At 58.0% G+C, this 15,819-nt stretch carries 12 protein-coding genes, 1 tRNA gene and 1 pseudogene; 8 read left to right on the forward strand and 6 right to left on the reverse strand.

From position 1 onward, the window contains the following. Nucleotides 1-279 precede the first annotated feature (279 nt). The 4 genes from AC1DE4_RS22630 (at nucleotide 280) to AC1DE4_RS22645 (ending at nucleotide 2,950) form a co-directional block, all read left to right on the forward strand. Entirely contained in the window at nucleotides 280-798 is a 519-nt protein-coding gene (locus AC1DE4_RS22630; RefSeq protein WP_477883215.1) for a hypothetical protein, read from the forward strand. After that, complete coding sequence (locus AC1DE4_RS22635; protein ID WP_477883217.1) at nucleotides 795-1,949, forward strand: site-specific integrase; 1,155 nt, start codon at nucleotides 795-797, stop codon at nucleotides 1,947-1,949. The genes AC1DE4_RS22630 and AC1DE4_RS22635 overlap by 4 nt, the downstream gene beginning before the upstream one ends. 77 nt (nucleotides 1,950-2,026) lie before the next feature. Then, nucleotides 2,027-2,116, forward strand: a tRNA-Ser gene (locus tag AC1DE4_RS22640). Between the two features lie 204 nt (nucleotides 2,117-2,320). Beyond that, nucleotides 2,321-2,950: an eCIS core domain-containing protein gene (locus AC1DE4_RS22645; protein WP_477883219.1), complete on the forward strand. Its 630-nt coding sequence runs from the start codon at nucleotides 2,321-2,323 to the stop codon at nucleotides 2,948-2,950. A gap of 181 nt (nucleotides 2,951-3,131) precedes the next feature. On the opposite strand, the gene AC1DE4_RS22650 is transcribed toward AC1DE4_RS22645, so the two are convergent. Further along, complete coding sequence (locus AC1DE4_RS22650; protein WP_169684029.1) at nucleotides 3,132-4,661, reverse strand: cation:proton antiporter; 1,530 nt, start codon at nucleotides 4,659-4,661, stop codon at nucleotides 3,132-3,134. Nucleotides 4,662-4,777: 116 nt separating this feature from the next. Between AC1DE4_RS22650 and AC1DE4_RS22655 the strand changes: the two genes are divergently transcribed. Next, nucleotides 4,778-5,995 (forward strand): flavin monoamine oxidase family protein, encoded by a 1,218-nt coding sequence (locus AC1DE4_RS22655; protein ID WP_477883222.1) that lies wholly within the window; start codon nucleotides 4,778-4,780, stop codon nucleotides 5,993-5,995. 38 nt (nucleotides 5,996-6,033) lie between these two features. Here the strand turns inward: AC1DE4_RS22655 and AC1DE4_RS22660 are convergent, their stop codons facing one another. The 4 genes and pseudogenes from AC1DE4_RS22660 to AC1DE4_RS22675 form a co-directional block, all read right to left on the reverse strand. After that, complete coding sequence (locus tag AC1DE4_RS22660) at nucleotides 6,034-7,533, reverse strand: L,D-transpeptidase family protein (RefSeq protein ID WP_477883224.1); 1,500 nt, start codon at nucleotides 7,531-7,533, stop codon at nucleotides 6,034-6,036. Between the two features lie 469 nt (nucleotides 7,534-8,002). Next, on the reverse strand, nucleotides 8,003-8,509 hold the full coding sequence (locus tag AC1DE4_RS22665) for a hypothetical protein (protein ID WP_018855071.1): 507 nt from the start codon (nucleotides 8,507-8,509) through the stop codon (nucleotides 8,003-8,005). A gap of 257 nt (nucleotides 8,510-8,766) precedes the next feature. Continuing rightward, nucleotides 8,767-8,898 (reverse strand): annotated as a pseudogene (locus AC1DE4_RS22670) (hydrolase); the annotation flags it as partial. Between the two features lie 164 nt (nucleotides 8,899-9,062). Then, entirely contained in the window at nucleotides 9,063-9,770 is a 708-nt protein-coding gene (locus AC1DE4_RS22675; RefSeq protein WP_018855073.1) for a type 1 glutamine amidotransferase domain-containing protein, read from the reverse strand. Nucleotides 9,771-10,158: 388 nt separating this feature from the next. Between AC1DE4_RS22675 and AC1DE4_RS22680 the strand changes: the two genes are divergently transcribed. The 3 genes from AC1DE4_RS22680 to AC1DE4_RS22690 all read left to right on the forward strand — a co-directional run bounded on the left by AC1DE4_RS22680 (nucleotide 10,159) and on the right by AC1DE4_RS22690 (nucleotide 12,731). After that, nucleotides 10,159-11,457: an epoxide hydrolase family protein gene (locus tag AC1DE4_RS22680; protein ID WP_477883226.1), complete on the forward strand. Its 1,299-nt coding sequence runs from the start codon at nucleotides 10,159-10,161 to the stop codon at nucleotides 11,455-11,457. A 62-nt stretch (nucleotides 11,458-11,519) separates the two neighbouring features. After that, complete coding sequence (locus AC1DE4_RS22685; protein ID WP_169684022.1) at nucleotides 11,520-12,065, forward strand: hypothetical protein; 546 nt, start codon at nucleotides 11,520-11,522, stop codon at nucleotides 12,063-12,065. Nucleotides 12,066-12,086: 21 nt separating this feature from the next. After that, nucleotides 12,087-12,731: a cysteine hydrolase family protein gene (locus AC1DE4_RS22690; protein ID WP_210258417.1), complete on the forward strand. Its 645-nt coding sequence runs from the start codon at nucleotides 12,087-12,089 to the stop codon at nucleotides 12,729-12,731. 91 nt (nucleotides 12,732-12,822) lie between these two features. Here AC1DE4_RS22690 and AC1DE4_RS22695 read toward each other — a convergent pair whose 3' ends face one another. Next, nucleotides 12,823-15,651, reverse strand: a complete 2,829-nt coding sequence (locus AC1DE4_RS22695) for an ATP-binding protein (RefSeq protein ID WP_169684021.1) — start codon at nucleotides 15,649-15,651, stop codon at nucleotides 12,823-12,825. Between the last annotated feature and the right edge of the window lie 168 nt (nucleotides 15,652-15,819).

Raw genomic sequence — 15,819 nt, forward strand, 5'->3', positions numbered from 1 at the left:
TACTATGCGACCTCCGACCTTGAGCGTCTCAATGTCTCCTTTGCGGGCGGCTTCGTAGGAGCCATTCCGTGCAAGGCCGAAAAACAACCTTCCAGCCTCGGGGACCGAAATTGTCGGTCGAGCAAGCGCTTCTTCTAAAGTCATATTCATCTCCATAAATCAGCATTACCGGCGCTACTTGTGCCGTTTTTTATTTATTAACCATGTCTGCAGGTGCGTCAAGCGCCTCTTGTGCTTTTTGTGCCGATTTTTTATGATCCGTCCCGGCGAGGTAAAAAAATGGAGTTTGCTGTGGTTAAGCCGCGCGAGAACCGCGTACCGATTATGATGTCCGACGCCGAGCTTCAGGCAATCGACGATTGGCGCTTCAGCAACAGGGTAGCGACCAGATCAGAAGCTATCCGGCGCTTGTGCCAAGTAGGTCTTCGAACGTTGCATCACCTGAACGGGATAGCGGATGCGGCTCATGAAGCCACATCCACCTCCGAACAAATATCGAAGGCCTGGTATGCCAAGGTTGATGAATATTCAGCCGCCAAGACGCTAGATATGTATGGTCGCGAGGTCGCATTGCTTTTCAGCGAACAGTTTCCGTCGCTGGAATTGCAGGTTTATGATGTCCATAACAAGGTGGCCGATCTCGCGGGCGAACTGAACGCAATGTTTGGGAAGCAGCTACTCCCGGAGGCGGTTATTGCAGCCGATGAAGAGCGCGCCCAATCCATCGCTCGTTGGAACGAGTGGGCGTCCCGCGAAGAACAATGGACGACGTCTGAAACGAAGGACGATAAGAAATGAAAGGCCACGTCCGCGAGCGCTCCCCGGGAAAGTGGGCAATAGTCATTGACGTACCAGATCTCAACACTGGAAAGCGTCGGCGGAAATGGCACACTTTCCATGGCACGAAGCGCCAAGCCGAGACCGAGTGCGCGCGTCTTATCGCCGAACTTGATGGCGGCAACTACATTGAGCCGGCAAAGACGACAGTGCGCGAGTACTTCGCGACTTGGTTGAAGCACGAAAAGACCAACGTTAGCCCGAAGACACACCAGCGCTATGAGGAGCTTCTGCTGAAGAATATCGCGCCGATTTTGGGAGCGATCACGCTTAATAAGCTGACGGCAGCTCGGATTGATGCGGCCTGGGGCAAGCTGCTTGAGAGTGGCCGGAGAGATGGCAAGGGAGGCCTGTCGCCCCGGACTGTTCATCACTGCAGGCGAGTGATGCTGACAGCCATGGACCAGGCCGTGAAATGGGATCTACTGAAAAAGAACCCTGTCGCCCTCACCCGTCCGCCGAAGGTCGAACGCCAGCAGATGGGAGCTTACACGGCACCGCAAACGGCAGTCATGCTCGATGACTTGCGGAACAGCCGCGTTTTCATTCCCGCGCTGCTGGCTGCTCTCTGTGGCATGAGGCGTGGTGAAATCATCGCTCTTCGGTGGAAGGATATAGACCTGGCGGGAGCGGTCATCGCGGTTACGAGAAGCGCCGAGCAGGTAGGCAAGGACGTCCGCTACAAGGAGACCAAGTCAGGAAAGTCCCGCACTGTGGCGCTCTCCTCGACAGTTCTTGAGGAGTTGAAGCGGCACCGCCTGGCGCAGGCCGAGGAGCAACTGAAGATCGGGGTCAGACCGGGAGAAGAAGCGTTCGTAGTAGCCCAAGTTGACGGCAACCCGCTGAAGCCGGTTTCCCTTACCCACGAGTGGACAAGGCTCTTAGCCAAGACGGATCTGCCTCGTATTCGTTTCCATGATCTAAGGCACTCACACGCAACGCAGTTGCTCGCAGCCGGCGTGCATCCAAAAATCGCCAGCGAGCGTCTCGGGCATTCCACCATCGGCATCACTCTCGATCTTTACTCGCATGTGATGCCGGGAATGCAGGCAAACGCTGCAGAGCAAGTTGACGCGGCCATCAAAGCTGCTAAAAAGCCAGCCGTCGAGTGATTGGGTAGCAAAGCGGTAGCAAACGCCACTTTACAGTTTTTCGGATTTTCCGGATAACCTAACCTTATCAATCAGATGGAAGAGTGTCCGAGTGGTTTAAGGAACCGGTCTTGAAAACCGGCGTGCGGGAGACCGTACCGTGGGTTCGAATCCCACCTCTTCCGCCAAGTTTTTTATTCATAACACTGATATCAGACGATTTTCATCGATAGCTCGTTCTCGCTTGCTATCTTAGATTGCGCCATGCTGGGAATGAGAGGAGAAACCCATACGGGTGACCGAGGCTCGGCGATCCATAGGAGAATTCAACGCAGTAGCCGCGGATGATCCACAGGACTATCATGTCTTACCGATGAGAAGAAATTACTGCGATGAACCGACGCCGCGCGACTATCTGGGTCCTGTCTGTCATCGCTGCCGTTAGTCTGATGCTCGACGGACCATCCGCCGTTGCTCATTATCAGGCTGACCGCAGGGACAATAGCTTCGTCATCATCGCAAATGAAAGTGTGGTCGACGCTCTCAACGAGCTTCAGGCACATGCTCTGAGCGGCCCGATACTCGCGAGCGTAATCACTGCGAGYCGCGATGAGGCCATCCACAAGGCTTTGCCGATACCTGCACACATTCGCCGTCAGTTGACCGGCTATGCCAGCGAAGACTCAATGAATCGCGTCAGATACAAAATCAATAACGACAGCTCCTTCAGCCTTGCCTACTTGCTGGAGCATGGCGGTTTTGCAGATGCAGTTACCCTAATCGATGTCGTTGTGTTCAGAGACCCGCGTGTAGCCGCGAGTCCCTGTGCGTGGGCCCATGAGTTGACGCATGTCGACCAATTCCGGGAATGGGGGGTGGAGGGTTTTGCCGTCCGATATGCGCGGGATTGGCGGACGGTCGAAAGTCAAGCTTATGCCAAAGGTGACGGCTACGACCGTTGGAAGCATCAACAGAAAGAATTCCCCAGCCTTGATGTCGATCACAAATGCAGCCTGAAATGATCGGAGTCGAGCGCCAGGCAAACGCTGCCCAAGGAGCGAGGCGCTTGGGCTAGCCAGACAAACATTCCACTGATGATCCAACCTCGACCCTCCTGAGAACTCTCTGAATTTCGAGGATCTTGTCCTTCATCAGGACCAGGAAATGGAGTTCATCCAGGCGCGAGCCGCTCTTGGTGCGCACCTAACTCTCGGTAATTCGCCGCTCCTCGTCCAAAGCCACGGCAAGCTGCTTCCAGTCGAGATCCTCCTGCAGTTCAAGATACTGGCTAGGACCGACACGATCCGCGTCGCGCAGTTCGTCGAGGCGTTTGCGTTGCGCCAGTACAGCGGCAAGGGCCAGATCACGACGGCGTGCTGGCAAAGACCCAGGGCCACTCTCGCAGATTTCTCGATAGGCTAGTCTGATGGCCTCGACCTCCGGGCCCTTCTCGCCTTCAAGGCGGCCAAGGGCAGCCTGGGCAAGAGACTTGCGTGCCATGTGGATTTCCTGCCTCGACTTGTCCTCCCTCCCGAGCTTCAGGAGGCGGATCATGGGCGCGAGAGTTGCGCCCTGGATGACCAGTGTTGCGAGCACGACCGAGAAGGCCGTCAAAACCACGAGGTCTCGTTCGGGGAAGTCCGCGGGCAACACGAACGCGGTGGCAAGGGTAACCAGTCCGCGCATACCCGACCACCCAACCAGCAGCGTTTCACCATGTTCAAAGGGTGCGAGTTCATGACCGCGCCGATGCCGATAGCCAACAACCGCGTGAAAAAAGAATGCAATCGCCAAGCGCGACGCAATAACGCCTACGACGACGATCGCAGCGAACCCGATCGCCCTCTCCAGCTCGGCCGCCGACATGGCGCCAACAATGCGGCGGGCCTGCAGTCCCATCAGCAGAAAGGCAACCACGTTCAACAAGAAGACCACGGTCGTCCAGACGGCAAACGAGTGGACCCGCATGCGCGGAGGATCATCGACCTTGGCAAGGGTAGCGAGTGTCATCGCACTTGCCACTGTTGCCAGCACGGCAGAGAGGTGCAGACGCTCGGCAATCAGCCACGTCGCGAATGCATAGACGAACTGAAGCAGCGTGCCGCCAACCGTATTGTCGGTGACGGGACGAAGTCGTGAAACCAGAAACCCGAAGGCAATTCCGAACAAAACTCCGCCCGGCGCCGCAAAAGCCATCCGCGCTACGGTTTCAGTATCGAACCCACCCCTCGCCTGGATGGTCAAAGCCGCGCTGAACAGCAGCAGCGCCGTAGCATCGTTGAACAGGCTTTCGCCTTTGAGAAGTGCGTCGACCCGGCGGTCGACCGGCAGATTGGACAGGACCGCGGTGGCCGCAGCTGCATCCGGCGGTGCGACGATCGCACCGAGCGTCACTGCCACCGCGATGGGCAACCCGACGGTAAGTGCACTGATCGACACCACGACTCCAACCGTGAACAGCACTGCCACAACCGCGTAGACGAACAGCGGCACCAGCATGCGCCGCGCCGCGCCGAGCGGGAAGTCGTAGGCGGAATCGACAAGTACGGGGGCGATGAACAATGCAAGGGCGGTTGGAGGGTCGATGGGTATATCTGGCGCACCCGGCAACACCGCGACGGCAACGCCGGCTGCGGCGAGGATGCCGGGATACGGCAGCCGCATTCGTCTGGTTACCTGCAATAGCAGGATTGCGACAGCAAGCAGTGCAACGAGTGTTTCGAAGAATGTCATGCCCCGAATAGTAGCAGTCTTTAGCGCGCGTTGAAGAGGGATCGATTCCCTTGTAGAACCCGGTAGTAGAACCAGTCAAAGACGAGCGACGAGCGCCTCAAGGCGGAGCGGCGACCATGGATTACGACGTAGCGATTGTCGGTGCCGGCGCTGCTGGAATTGCGGCGGCACGGACCCTGTCCAGCGCCGGCTCCTCGGTCATCCTCCTGGAAGCGAGTGACCGCATCGGCGGTCGCGCCTGGACAATTGAGATCAGCGGAATGCCGCTCGACATGGGTTGTGGTTGGCTTCATTCGGCCGAACGCAATCCACTCGTCGAAATGGCTCGTGCTGCCGGGCTTACCATCGAAAGCGGCCCGACGGCATGGCGACGGCAGTGGCGCGATTTGGGCTTCACGCCGGAAGATCAGAAGGCGGCGGAAGCAGCGTGGGACGCATTCCAAACCCGCATTCGCAGCGATCGCCAACCAAGCGACCGTGCTTCCGATGCGCTGCCGGCAAACGCGGAATGGAATGCCTATTGCGACGCGACAAGCGGATACATGAATGGGACACCGCTCGAGCGGCTGTCGATCAAAGACTTCCTTGCATACGACAATGCCGCATCAGATGCCAATTGGCGGGTTCACGAAGGCTACGGCACTCTGATTTCTTCGAGCATTCCTGATGTTGCATTGCGACCCTCGACACCTGTGCGCCGTATCGCGCTGTCCGATCGTGGAGTCCAGCTGGAGACCGACCGCGGTGCGATCAGCGCCCAGAAGGCTGTGATTACGTCGTCGACCAACGTCCTTGCCAACGGTATGATCGCGTTCGATGCGGCAGTTGACGATCATCTTCACGCATCAAGCCAATTGCCGCTTGGCCTGGCAGACAAGCTATTCCTCGAACTGCACGGGAACCATGGCCTCGAGCCCGAGACCCATCTTCTCGGCGATCCCCGCAACGCCGAAACTGGCAGCTACTATATCCGTCCGCTTGGCCGACCGATTATCGAGGGCTTCTTCGGAGGCGCAGGTGCCCTGGTCATTGAGCGTGCGGGGCTGCTGGATGCGTTCGCTTTCGCGATTGAACAGTTGTCGTCCCTGCTGGGTAGCGGCATACGACGGCATCTGCGGCCACTGGCCGCGACTTCGTGGTGTCGTACCGATTGGATACGCGGTTCCTACAGTCATGCGCTCCCATATCACTCCGATGCCCGCAACATATTGGCGCGCCCAGTCGATGATCGACTGTTCTTTGCGGGCGAGGCCACCCACATCTCGGATTTCTCAACGGCGCATGGTGCCTGGGAAAGTGGTATCCGGGCAGCCAACGAAGTCTTGCGCGGCTGACTTGAAGATGTCGTAGACGCCCTGCGTTGTTTGGGCGCTCAGGATTGATTGCGGCTTGAGGTCGTCATCGATATCGCGGCGAGCGTCTCTGCATCACGACCGTAAATGTCATCGAAATAGTGCACGACGCCGTCTGCAGTTGGCCATGCTGTAAAGTATGAGACATATACCGGAACTTCTTCCGGTGCCGGCATCTCCTTCTTTTCCCCATCGGCTATCTGTTGTGCAACAAATTCAACGGATGTTTTCAGAACCGCAGCCGCCATTGCGCGTGGGTTTTCCAACCGTACGCATCCGTGACTGAACATTCGATCCTGCGCGGCGAACTTTCCGCGCGCCGGAGTATCGTGCATGTATATGTCGTGAGGGTTCGGGAACAGTATCTTTAGCTGTCCGAGTGCATTGTCCGGCCCCGGCGGCTGAACAACGGAGATGTTCTCGAGAGGCTGGGCCCAATCGACCTTCGCGGAGGACATCGGCTTTCCATTTACAGAAACCTTGTAACCTTCCCTGTCGAGATATGCGGGGTCGCGCTTCAGATGCGGTAGCATCTCGTTGCGAATGATCGATTGCGGCACGCCCCAGTCGGGATTGAACTGAACAGTCTTGATCGAAGCATCGAAGAAGTTCGTCTGATGATCCTGTTGCCCGATTACGGCCTTCATCGAAAGTGCCAACTGACCCTGCTCATAGTAATACGCCATGTAAGCTGGTTGATTGATGAAGACATAGCGATCAGGAAACTCCTGAGGCAGCCAACGGATTTCCTCCATCGCAACAATGACCTTATCAATGTTGGCGGCGCTATCGCCTCCCTGACCCGACGATCGCAGCCAATGAAGTTCCGCTGCAAGCTGGGCGAACTTCGGATTGCTCGGCATAAGCCGGTCGACGACCGGCATCAGATCCGGATGGGCAGACAATTGGTCGATGGCCGCCTTCAGATCAACCTGCTTCCGCTTGAAGTCATAGTAGTTGGAGAGCTGGTTGGGATCGATCCGCCCGCGGTAGTTATCCTGCAGAAACATCAAGAACTCGCCGGACAGCGACGCTTCAAATAGGGCCAAAGAATTCGCGTATTCGGGCGAGCCCCGCGGAACCGTCTCAAACGTCGTGGCGACCGCATAGTCACTGGTGCTCAGGCCCCAATCACCCGCCTGCTTCAACAGGTTCATCGCCTGCACTGCCTTGGCGGTGGGACCTCTGCCATCGACCCAGATAAGTTTTGCTTTCGGATTGCCGTAATAGGCCTCAACTGCGTCCGCTATATCGTTGTTCATCACGATCGAGACGCCGCTCATCTCGCGCAGTACCCTTGATTGATTACCTCCCACAGTCTCAAACAGTGTCGAGAACGAACTGGCTCCCTGCCGAGAAATATGGACAGCCCGGCGCACAGGAACCGCGTAGGCATTTTTCGGGCTGGCCTGCTCGGCAAGCGCCGGCTGCGGCTCGGCCCTAACCTTGCCTTCCAACGCGGCAAACAGAACTAGACCGGCGAGCGCACCCGCGAAGAGTGTCAGTGTTCTCAGGGCCATCGGGTGTCCTCGAAACATTAAAGCAAGATCCGTGCGCTGCTACCGTTATGTTCTATGAGCCAGACTACAGCGCCGACAATCGGGCGGAAGATGGGCGGTATGGACCTCGGCATGCTGCCCCTTGTCTTCCTGCTTCTGAGAAGGGCCGACATGCAACAGCGTCAGCACCTGCTTCCTGACGCCGAAGACACCGGGTCGCGCGAGCATTCTGGTAATCCCACCCTATTTCCTCAAGGGCGAGTGTACTGACATCGTGGCACCGCTCGCGCCATGGGCGCGGCGCGCTCGCATTGTTCATGCAGTTCTGGCAGCCGAGGCGGATACGGCGAGAAGATGGCGCTCCCCCGATATCAGCGAAATGGTGGTTGCTGACTAACGGAGGTCATGTCCTCTCGCCGCCGCAGTGCCGAAAGGCCAGCCAGCTTTCGGTAAGGTCGCAGCCACGTCCTCGGCGCAGGATCGGGCGCGTTCATAGGGCTCGGCTATCATAAGCCCACTGAAGTAGTGCCTGTCGCTGCCGAGGACGGCAGAACCAGTCGTGGGGCTCGCAGTGGCGCCGTAGCTGCGATGCATGTCGCTTCATAGACTTCCAACGCCCAATCTGGCGTTCATCCTCGCCGGGTAACCTGCGGCCTAGGAAATAGCGGCAGTACCATTGAAACCACCCGCGGGGATCGTCCGGATATATCCAGCCTTTGGCTCGCCAGACGCTAAGTGGTTGGCTGGCACCCACGCCGAAAAAATTCAAACTCGGATCATACCAGGATGAAATCTTGGCCGCGGCGAACCATTCTTTGGGGAATTCGTCCGCGCAATCGGTCATGTATTTGCCCCCGAATACACCTAGCCTTAGCATCTCCGCAGGTGTCAGTTCCGGTGCAAAGCCCTGGTGGAAGTCTTGGCCCGTGGGCGCGGTCAGAGGATATCGATAACCCTGCTGCATCCGATCTTTCACTTCAACCCACGAAATGACCATCGGTGATCTCCCTACTCGCATACATCATCGACTGATCTTCATAATGGGACAGGCGAGTGATGCCTGCTACTTTAACTGAAACATTTCGATGTGGGCTTGCTCGTATCGAGGTTGAGGCGCGGCTGAGACCAGCCACAACATTTCGCGGATATCGCCGTTAGATATCGATTTGCGCCACCAGAACTGCCTGCCTGCATTAAAGTTCCCTCGCTCAACGTCGAGGTTCAAAGACGGAGAACTTGCTTCGGACAATCATAAGCCATGGTGGTCAGACTGGTGGAAACGCCGAAACCCTTGGCTCCATGGGCGACGAGATCTGCGTTGTTCCGAAGATTGACGGCATCGATGCTCTTCGTCGCAAAAGCCATCTGCGACTGATAGTCGATCATGATCAGCGTGTAATCCTTCGGCGTGAGGAACTGAGGCCTGGCAGCCGTAGCGGAGCTAATGAATTTGCCGGCTGGCGACGCCGAGGCAAGGCGCAGGGCTGCGAGCGGTCACAACGGCTGGAATTGCGACCGCAGATTTGTCGTTACGCAGTTCGCATGGCCAGTTACGCAGCCGTGGAACTTGTCTGCTCCGTTGCGCCTTTCAGAAGCTTGACGAGGGCCTGCGCACCTGAGGTGGACGAGGCAGGGTTCTGGCCGGTGATGAGCCGACCGTCGGTGATGGCAAAGGGTTGCCAGTTGTCTTTCTTCTCGAAAAGTCCGCCGAGCCGTTTCAGTTCATCCTCAACAAGGAATGGCACGACGTTGGTCAGTTGAACCTCCTCCTCCTCGGTGTTGGTGAACCCTGTGACGCGCTTTCCCTTGACGATCGGCTCCCCCTTGTAGGTCACGCGATGCAAGACGCCAGGCGCGTGGCACACCGCCGCGACAGGCTTTCCGGCGTTATAGAAGGATTCGATCAAGGTGATTGAGTCCGGATCCTCGGCAAGATCCCACATCGGCCCGTGGCCGCCAGGATAGAAGACCGCGTCGAAATCGTCCGACCGCATATCCTTCAGCTTTTTCGTCGTCGCGAACACCTGCTGCGCGTCCGGATCTTTCTTGAAGCGAGCCATCGCGGCGGTCTGGTTTTCGGGCAGATCGCTCTTCGGGTCGACTGGCGGTTGACCGCCCTTCGGCGAGGCGAGCGTCAGATCAATGCCGGCGTCGCGAAAGACGTAATATGGTGCTGCGCCTTCCTCGAGCCAGAAGCCCGTCTTGCGGCCGGTGCTTCCGAGTATGTCATGCGATGTGAAAACCATCAGGATCTTCATCTGTCGGCTCCTTCCTTTGCCGTTACGCAGCGAAACCGGCTGCATTAGGAAAGTATGCCGACGATTGCCAGGAAGCGCACTTGCACGTTGGTATTGGCAACACCTTGGTATTGGGTAACACCGTGCGCTGAAAACCCTCGTTCGCGCAGTACCTGAAGCGAAGCCAGACGACGGTAACCGCGATCCACTAGCCAATGGCCAAACCGGAGCGACGATGTTCTCAGGTTGGCTGCATCGATCGGAACCATAGCGGACAGAGCTGAATACGAACATCCAAACGTGCTCTCGATTCCACTATACGAAGGTGTCGCCGATACCTTAGTTCAATGGCTGCATTTCCTCTTTGGTGACTTGTTACTCGCCAGCAAACTAACTCCAGGAGGCTCTCATGTCCCATAACCAACCGGCGGTTTCGCGCCGTACACTTCTCGCAGTGGCAGCATCAATCAGTGCATTGGGCGTGCTTCCTGAAGCGTTTGCCGCGAGTGGCGATCCAAACGCGATCAAACCATTTCGATTCTCGGCTAAGGATGCGGAGCTATCCGATCTTGCCCAGCGGGTCGCGGCGACCAGGTGGCCTGACCGGGAAACGGTCGAGGATCACTCGCAGGGCGTCCAGCTCGCTACCATCAGGAAGCTCGCCGACCACTGGGCCAAGCACTACGACTGGCGCAAAATCGAAACGAAACTGAACTCCTACCCGCAGTTCACCACGAAGATCGACGGGTTGGACTTTCACTTCATCCATGTGAAATCTAAGCACGCAAATGCCCTGCCGATCCTTGTCACCCATGGATGGCCCGGTTCCATCATCGAACAGCTAAAAATCATCGAGCCCCTGACCGATCCGACCGCGCACGGCGGCAGCGCCGACGACGCCTTCCACGTCGTCATCCCATCGCTTCCGGGTTACGGCTTCTCCGGCAAACCGACAGAGCCCGGATGGAACCCTCCCCGCATTGCCAAGGCATGGGCTGTACTGATGCAGCGCCTCGGCTACCCAAAATACGTCGCGCAGGGCGGCGACTGGGGCAACGCCGTTACCGAGCTGATGGCTGTGCAAGAGCCTCCGGGATTGCTCGGCATCCATACCAACATGGCAGCAACCGTTCCCGCCGACATATCCAAGGCGCTGTCAGCCGGCACGCCGCCTGCCAACCTCACGCCTGATGAAAAGCGCGCGTGGGACCAGCTCGACGATTTCTACAAGAATGGTCTTGGCTACGCCATCGAGATGAACAACCGCCCGCAGACGCTTTACGGCATCGTCGACTCACCGATCGGTCTTGCCTCATGGATGCTTGACCATGACATCCGCAGCTATGACATGATCGCTCGCGTCTTCGACGGCAAAACGGAAGGCCTGACGAAGGACGATATCCTCGACAATATCACGCTCTACTGGCTGACCAATACGGCGATCTCTTCCGCCCGCCTGTACTGGGATAACGCGCACTTCCCTTCGGGTGGTTTCTTCGATCCGCGCGGCATCAAGATATCGGTCGCGGTCAGTGCCTTCCCGGACGAGATTTACCAGGCTCCCCAGAGCTGGGCCGAGAAGGCATACCCGAAGCTCATCTTCTACAACCGGCCTCCCAAGGGCGGCCATTTCGCAGCCTGGGAGCAGCCGATGCTTCTCACGGCCGATCTGCGCGCCGCCTTCAAGCCGCTCCGCAAATCGATGTGACGGCGTCTGCGGCGTTCCCTGGTGCCGCAAAATTCCCACCCATTGGATGAAGGAGAAAGACAATGTCAGACAAGCAGATCGTCGATTCCAGCTTCACGGCCATCATCAACGCGTCGATCGAGAAGATCGACATCCCGACGTGGTGCTTCACGCTGCCCGAAAAGGAATACCAGGGCTGTTCGCCCGCCCATATCGCTGCTGGCTTCACTACCGCTCCAGACGGTACGCGCATGTCGATCAACGTCGAAACGATCGGCGGCAGCCTGATGGTGCAGCACTACGTCGAAACGCTCGGCGAAAAGGATCATCTGATCCTTGATTCCGACTCTGATGTGTTCACGCCGACGGGCCGGGTAGCCATTCACGTGACCTGGGAACTAAGCGTCAAGGCAATCGACAAATATCACTGCGAATTTACCAACCGGGTTCAGTCCTTCGCGACCCCGGACATGCTCGCCTCTCTCGACCGGCAGGGCATTCCTTTCGAGATCTTCCGCACGCAGCGCCAGCCGATGTCGATCGCCCATAACAAGGGCGAGACGCCACTGTTCGCAGCCAGCATCGAGCGCCACGCGCTTCGCAGCCAACAGCCGTCGAAAGCAGCCTGAAGCCCAAAGGAGCCGATAATCATGCATCTGTCCTACGAGCGCGGCATCACCGGTCTTCTGGTGGTCGACCCGTACAACGACTTCATCTCTGAAGGCGGCAAGATCTGGCCACGCATCAAGGAAGTCGCCGAAGCCAACAATTGCGTGCCGCACATGGAGCAAATCCTCAGTACGGCACGACAGGTCAAGATTCCCGTCTTCTTTGCCATGCACCACAGGTACCGCGAAGGCGACTACAAGAACTGGAAGTACATTGCGCCTATTCAAAAGCTTGCGTGGAGCCGTAGGAGTTTTGAATACGGGACCTGGGGCGGAGAGTTCAAGGCCGAGTTTGTACCCGCGTCCCGCGAGATTGTCGCCTCGGAGCATTGGTGCTCCAGCGGCTTTGCCAACACCGATCTCGATCTGCAGCTCAAGAGGCAGGGCATTCACAAACTCATTGTCATCGGGCTGATCGCACACACCTGCATCGAGGCGACCGTGCGTTTCGCGGCAGAGCTTGGATACGACGTGACAGTCGTGAAGGACGCCGTCGCCGACTACTCCGACGAGATGATGCACGCGGCGCTGGTGATCAATATGCCGAACTATGCGAGCGCGATCGTAACCACTGAGCAGATTGTCGATGCGCTGAAAACCACGGAGCCCGTGGCCCCTGCCACCTGAGACAACCAGTCATAGCGCCTGCCCACAGACGCCGGCGCTGCTCGTCGGTCGTGAGGGACCGAAAACGACGTCCGTCGGTTCCATGGCAGCTTCACACAGCCGATGCCTCGATCAATGCCTTTGCCTCGAGAAGCCTCGGACTGCTGAAGCCCTCAGTGAATCGCCGATAGACAGGAAGCAGAACACTCGGAACGCTTGCCTGGCGGAACGCACCAAGGCTGACGCCCGCGTTCAATTCCCAATACAGTGCTCCCTGCTTCGCCGCTTCCGCCATCGCCTGTTGAAAGAGACCTTCGATCAGGGACGTCTCGCTTGAGCCTTGCGCCTTGAGCACTTCTGCTTTCCGCCTCAGGATTTCGGGCACCATCCAACGGTAGCCTTTCTCTTCCGAGAACAGCAACGCGTTGGCGACCTCGTTCAAAGCCTCGTTGAAACGCCCCATTGACTGTAGCGCAGCTGCGAACTCACAGAGGTAGAAAGGATAGAACAACAGGTAGGCCCCACTACGCAGTTCCACGAGGCCGGTGCGAAGAGCCTCGATACCCTCTGCCGGGCTACCCGTTCGATAGGCGAGACTGCCCTTGATGCACAAGCCGGCGGCATGGAAGGGTCGAAGACAGTGCTTGGATGCCTCCGCTAAAAGCTCCTCGCCCCATTCCTGCGCGCGGTCCAGATCGTTAAGCGTTAACGAAACGAAGGAAGCCGACCATGCGAGCGCGACGCAGAGGACGAAAGGCTGCCGTGTCTCTCGGGCCTCCTGTATGGCGACCTCTGCCGTAAGTGTTGCGGCGTCCAGTCGGCCACCTGCGATCAGGTTCACTGTGTTGTGAGCCAGAGAAGACGTTCGTACGTCCGCTTCCAATCGCAGCAAGTCTGTCCGGCGGTTCACCAGCGGATAGTGTGTGGCCGCCCATTCAAGCCTCTCGCCGGCTTCTTGATGGAGCGCCTGATAGGTCTGGGGAATGCCTACAAGCCATGAGGCCGTTGCGCGTCCGCGCACATCGTGTTCTTCAACTGCCCCCTCATATTCGCGCGCATAGGCTAGAGCGTCGCTCAATTCCGCCGAGCGGGCGGAGAAGAGCCACAGGGCGCAGGTTAGGCGCTGGCGATAGTCGTAATCGTTCAGATCCCTGGCAAGTGCCAGCGCGCCGGTGAGTACTTCCTTTCCGCGCTTGTTCATTCCCTGAGTGTAGATGAGCGCGTATCCCAGAGCACATCGCAAGACCATCTCGGTGCGCGAGCCGTTTTCTTCCCCGATGTTCTCCAGCGCGCGCTCAGCCCAGTCGCCAGCTTCGGAGACCAGCGATATTGCCGTCCAAAAGTCGCTTGACGCGGCAGCAAGCTTCGCGCCGAGCACGCCATCGCCGCTTTCCGAGAACGCCCATCTCAAGGCCGCACGCACGTTGTCGGTCTCCTTTCGATAGCGACCGATATTGTCGAGCGCCGTCTGAAGGGAGCGCTCCTCCGAAAAAGGTTTAAACAGCTTGAGGAAGTATTTCGTAACTCGAGACATTGTTCGCCGAAACTCGTCCCGAGCTCCCAGCTTTTCCAGCGAGTAGACCCGCACAGTCTCAAGAAGGCGCCAGCGCGGAGCAGCGTCGAAACCGTCGAATGCGATCAAAGATTTTGAGACGAGATTTGATATCACGAGCGCCGTTTCCGCTTCCCCGTCGCCGCTGACCGCTACCGCCGCGTCCAGAGTAAAGCCGCCGGGAAAAGTCGCCAGGCTACAAAGCAATTCCCGTTCCGCGTCCGGCAGAAGTTGATAGCTCCAGTCCAGGGTAGCGCGGAGCGTCTGATGACGAGGCAGTGCCGTCCGGCGCCCGCCAGTGAGCAGCACGAAACGATCGTCGAGCCGGCCGGCGATCTGCTCTATTCCCAGCGTCGCAGCACGTGCCGCTGCAAATTCGATTGCCAGCGGTATGCCGTCGAGATGCCGACAAATCCCGGCAATGGCCAAGAGCTTTTCCGTGTCGTCCGCGAAATCCCGTTGCAGCGCTCGAGCGCGCGCCACGAAGAGTTGGATGGCGCTGTGCTCCAGAGCGCTGGTCGCCTCCTCCCTAGCTGGCACCTCCAAAGGTGGGACGCGATAAGCGAACTCTCCCTCGATCCTCAGCAATTCTCGACTTGTCGCAAGGACCGTCACATTTGGGCACGTGCGGACAAGTGCCTCGATCATCGCTGCCGCAGCATCGATGACGTGTTCGCAGTTGTCGACAACGAGCAGCATCGTTCGCCCACCAATGCAACGCGCGACGACCTGGGCCGAGATTTCGTCACCTTGAAGTTGCAGGTCGAGAGTTTGAGCCAAGGTTGTCGGAACTAGGTTGGGGTCCTGCAGCGAAACCAGCTCGATGAAGAAGGCGTCTCCTTCGACGCTGGGCAAAAGACTACGGGCGATTTCGGATGCAAGTACCGTCTTGCCGATCCCGCCAGGGCCTGTCAGCGTCACGACCCGATAAGCGGATGCGAGCGTAAGAAGCTCAGCCACGGCATTCTCACGACCGATAAGATCAGATATCGACGCCGGGATCTTGGAAACGTAACGGGCGTCGGCTGAATGAGTTTTCACCGACGGCGCCGTTCCGTTGAGCGATGGCGCGCCAGATTTCCAGTTGCCAAGAAGTCGGTATCCACGGCCGGAGATCGTCTTGAGCAGATTCCGGTCTTTTCCCAGAGCCTTTCGAATGGCCGATATGTGGACCTGGAGTGTATTCTCCTCTACGACGATCCCAGGCCATACGCGGCGCATCAGATCCTCCTTCGACACGGCGTCTCCACCGGCCACAACGAGGACCTCGAGGATGTCGAATGCGCGGCTTCCGATCGGAACGGGTGCGCCGAGAGCCCTGAGTTCCCGCTTTGCGAGATCCATCTCCCAGCCGCAGAATTCGAAAAGGCCCCGTTCGATCTGTCCCAAAGCGATCCGATCTCTCTTGCCAATGCCAAATAGTTCAGCGGCATCTGTAACCGCCGCGGCGATTCATGACGGCGGAGACGCCGCACCGGATACTTCAGGATATTTCAGATTCTCTCAACCCACTTAAGTCGCTTCACGGGCGGTATTGGCTTAGACAATAGCCATTCT

This window comes from Rhizobium sp. 10N414 (assembly GCF_056394785.1).

Excerpts from the sequence above, each read along its gene's own strand:
- AC1DE4_RS22630 (WP_477883215.1), top strand. The coding sequence starts at position 280 with ATGGAGTTTGCTGTGGTTAAGCCGCGCGAGAACCGCGTACCGATTATG.
- AC1DE4_RS22650 (WP_169684029.1), bottom strand. The coding sequence starts at position 4,661 with ATGACATTCTTCGAAACACTCGTTGCACTGCTTGCTGTCGCAATCCTG.
- AC1DE4_RS22690 (WP_210258417.1), top strand. The coding sequence starts at position 12,087 with ATGCATCTGTCCTACGAGCGCGGCATCACCGGTCTTCTGGTGGTCGAC.
- AC1DE4_RS22635 (WP_477883217.1), top strand. The coding sequence starts at position 795 with ATGAAAGGCCACGTCCGCGAGCGCTCCCCGGGAAAGTGGGCAATAGTC.
- AC1DE4_RS22660 (WP_477883224.1), bottom strand. The coding sequence starts at position 7,533 with ATGGCCCTGAGAACACTGACACTCTTCGCGGGTGCGCTCGCCGGTCTA.
- AC1DE4_RS22665 (WP_018855071.1), bottom strand. The coding sequence starts at position 8,509 with ATGGTCATTTCGTGGGTTGAAGTGAAAGATCGGATGCAGCAGGGTTAT.
- AC1DE4_RS22680 (WP_477883226.1), top strand. The coding sequence starts at position 10,159 with ATGTCCCATAACCAACCGGCGGTTTCGCGCCGTACACTTCTCGCAGTG.
- AC1DE4_RS22675 (WP_018855073.1), bottom strand. The coding sequence starts at position 9,770 with ATGAAGATCCTGATGGTTTTCACATCGCATGACATACTCGGAAGCACC.
- AC1DE4_RS22685 (WP_169684022.1), top strand. The coding sequence starts at position 11,520 with ATGTCAGACAAGCAGATCGTCGATTCCAGCTTCACGGCCATCATCAAC.
- AC1DE4_RS22655 (WP_477883222.1), top strand. The coding sequence starts at position 4,778 with ATGGATTACGACGTAGCGATTGTCGGTGCCGGCGCTGCTGGAATTGCG.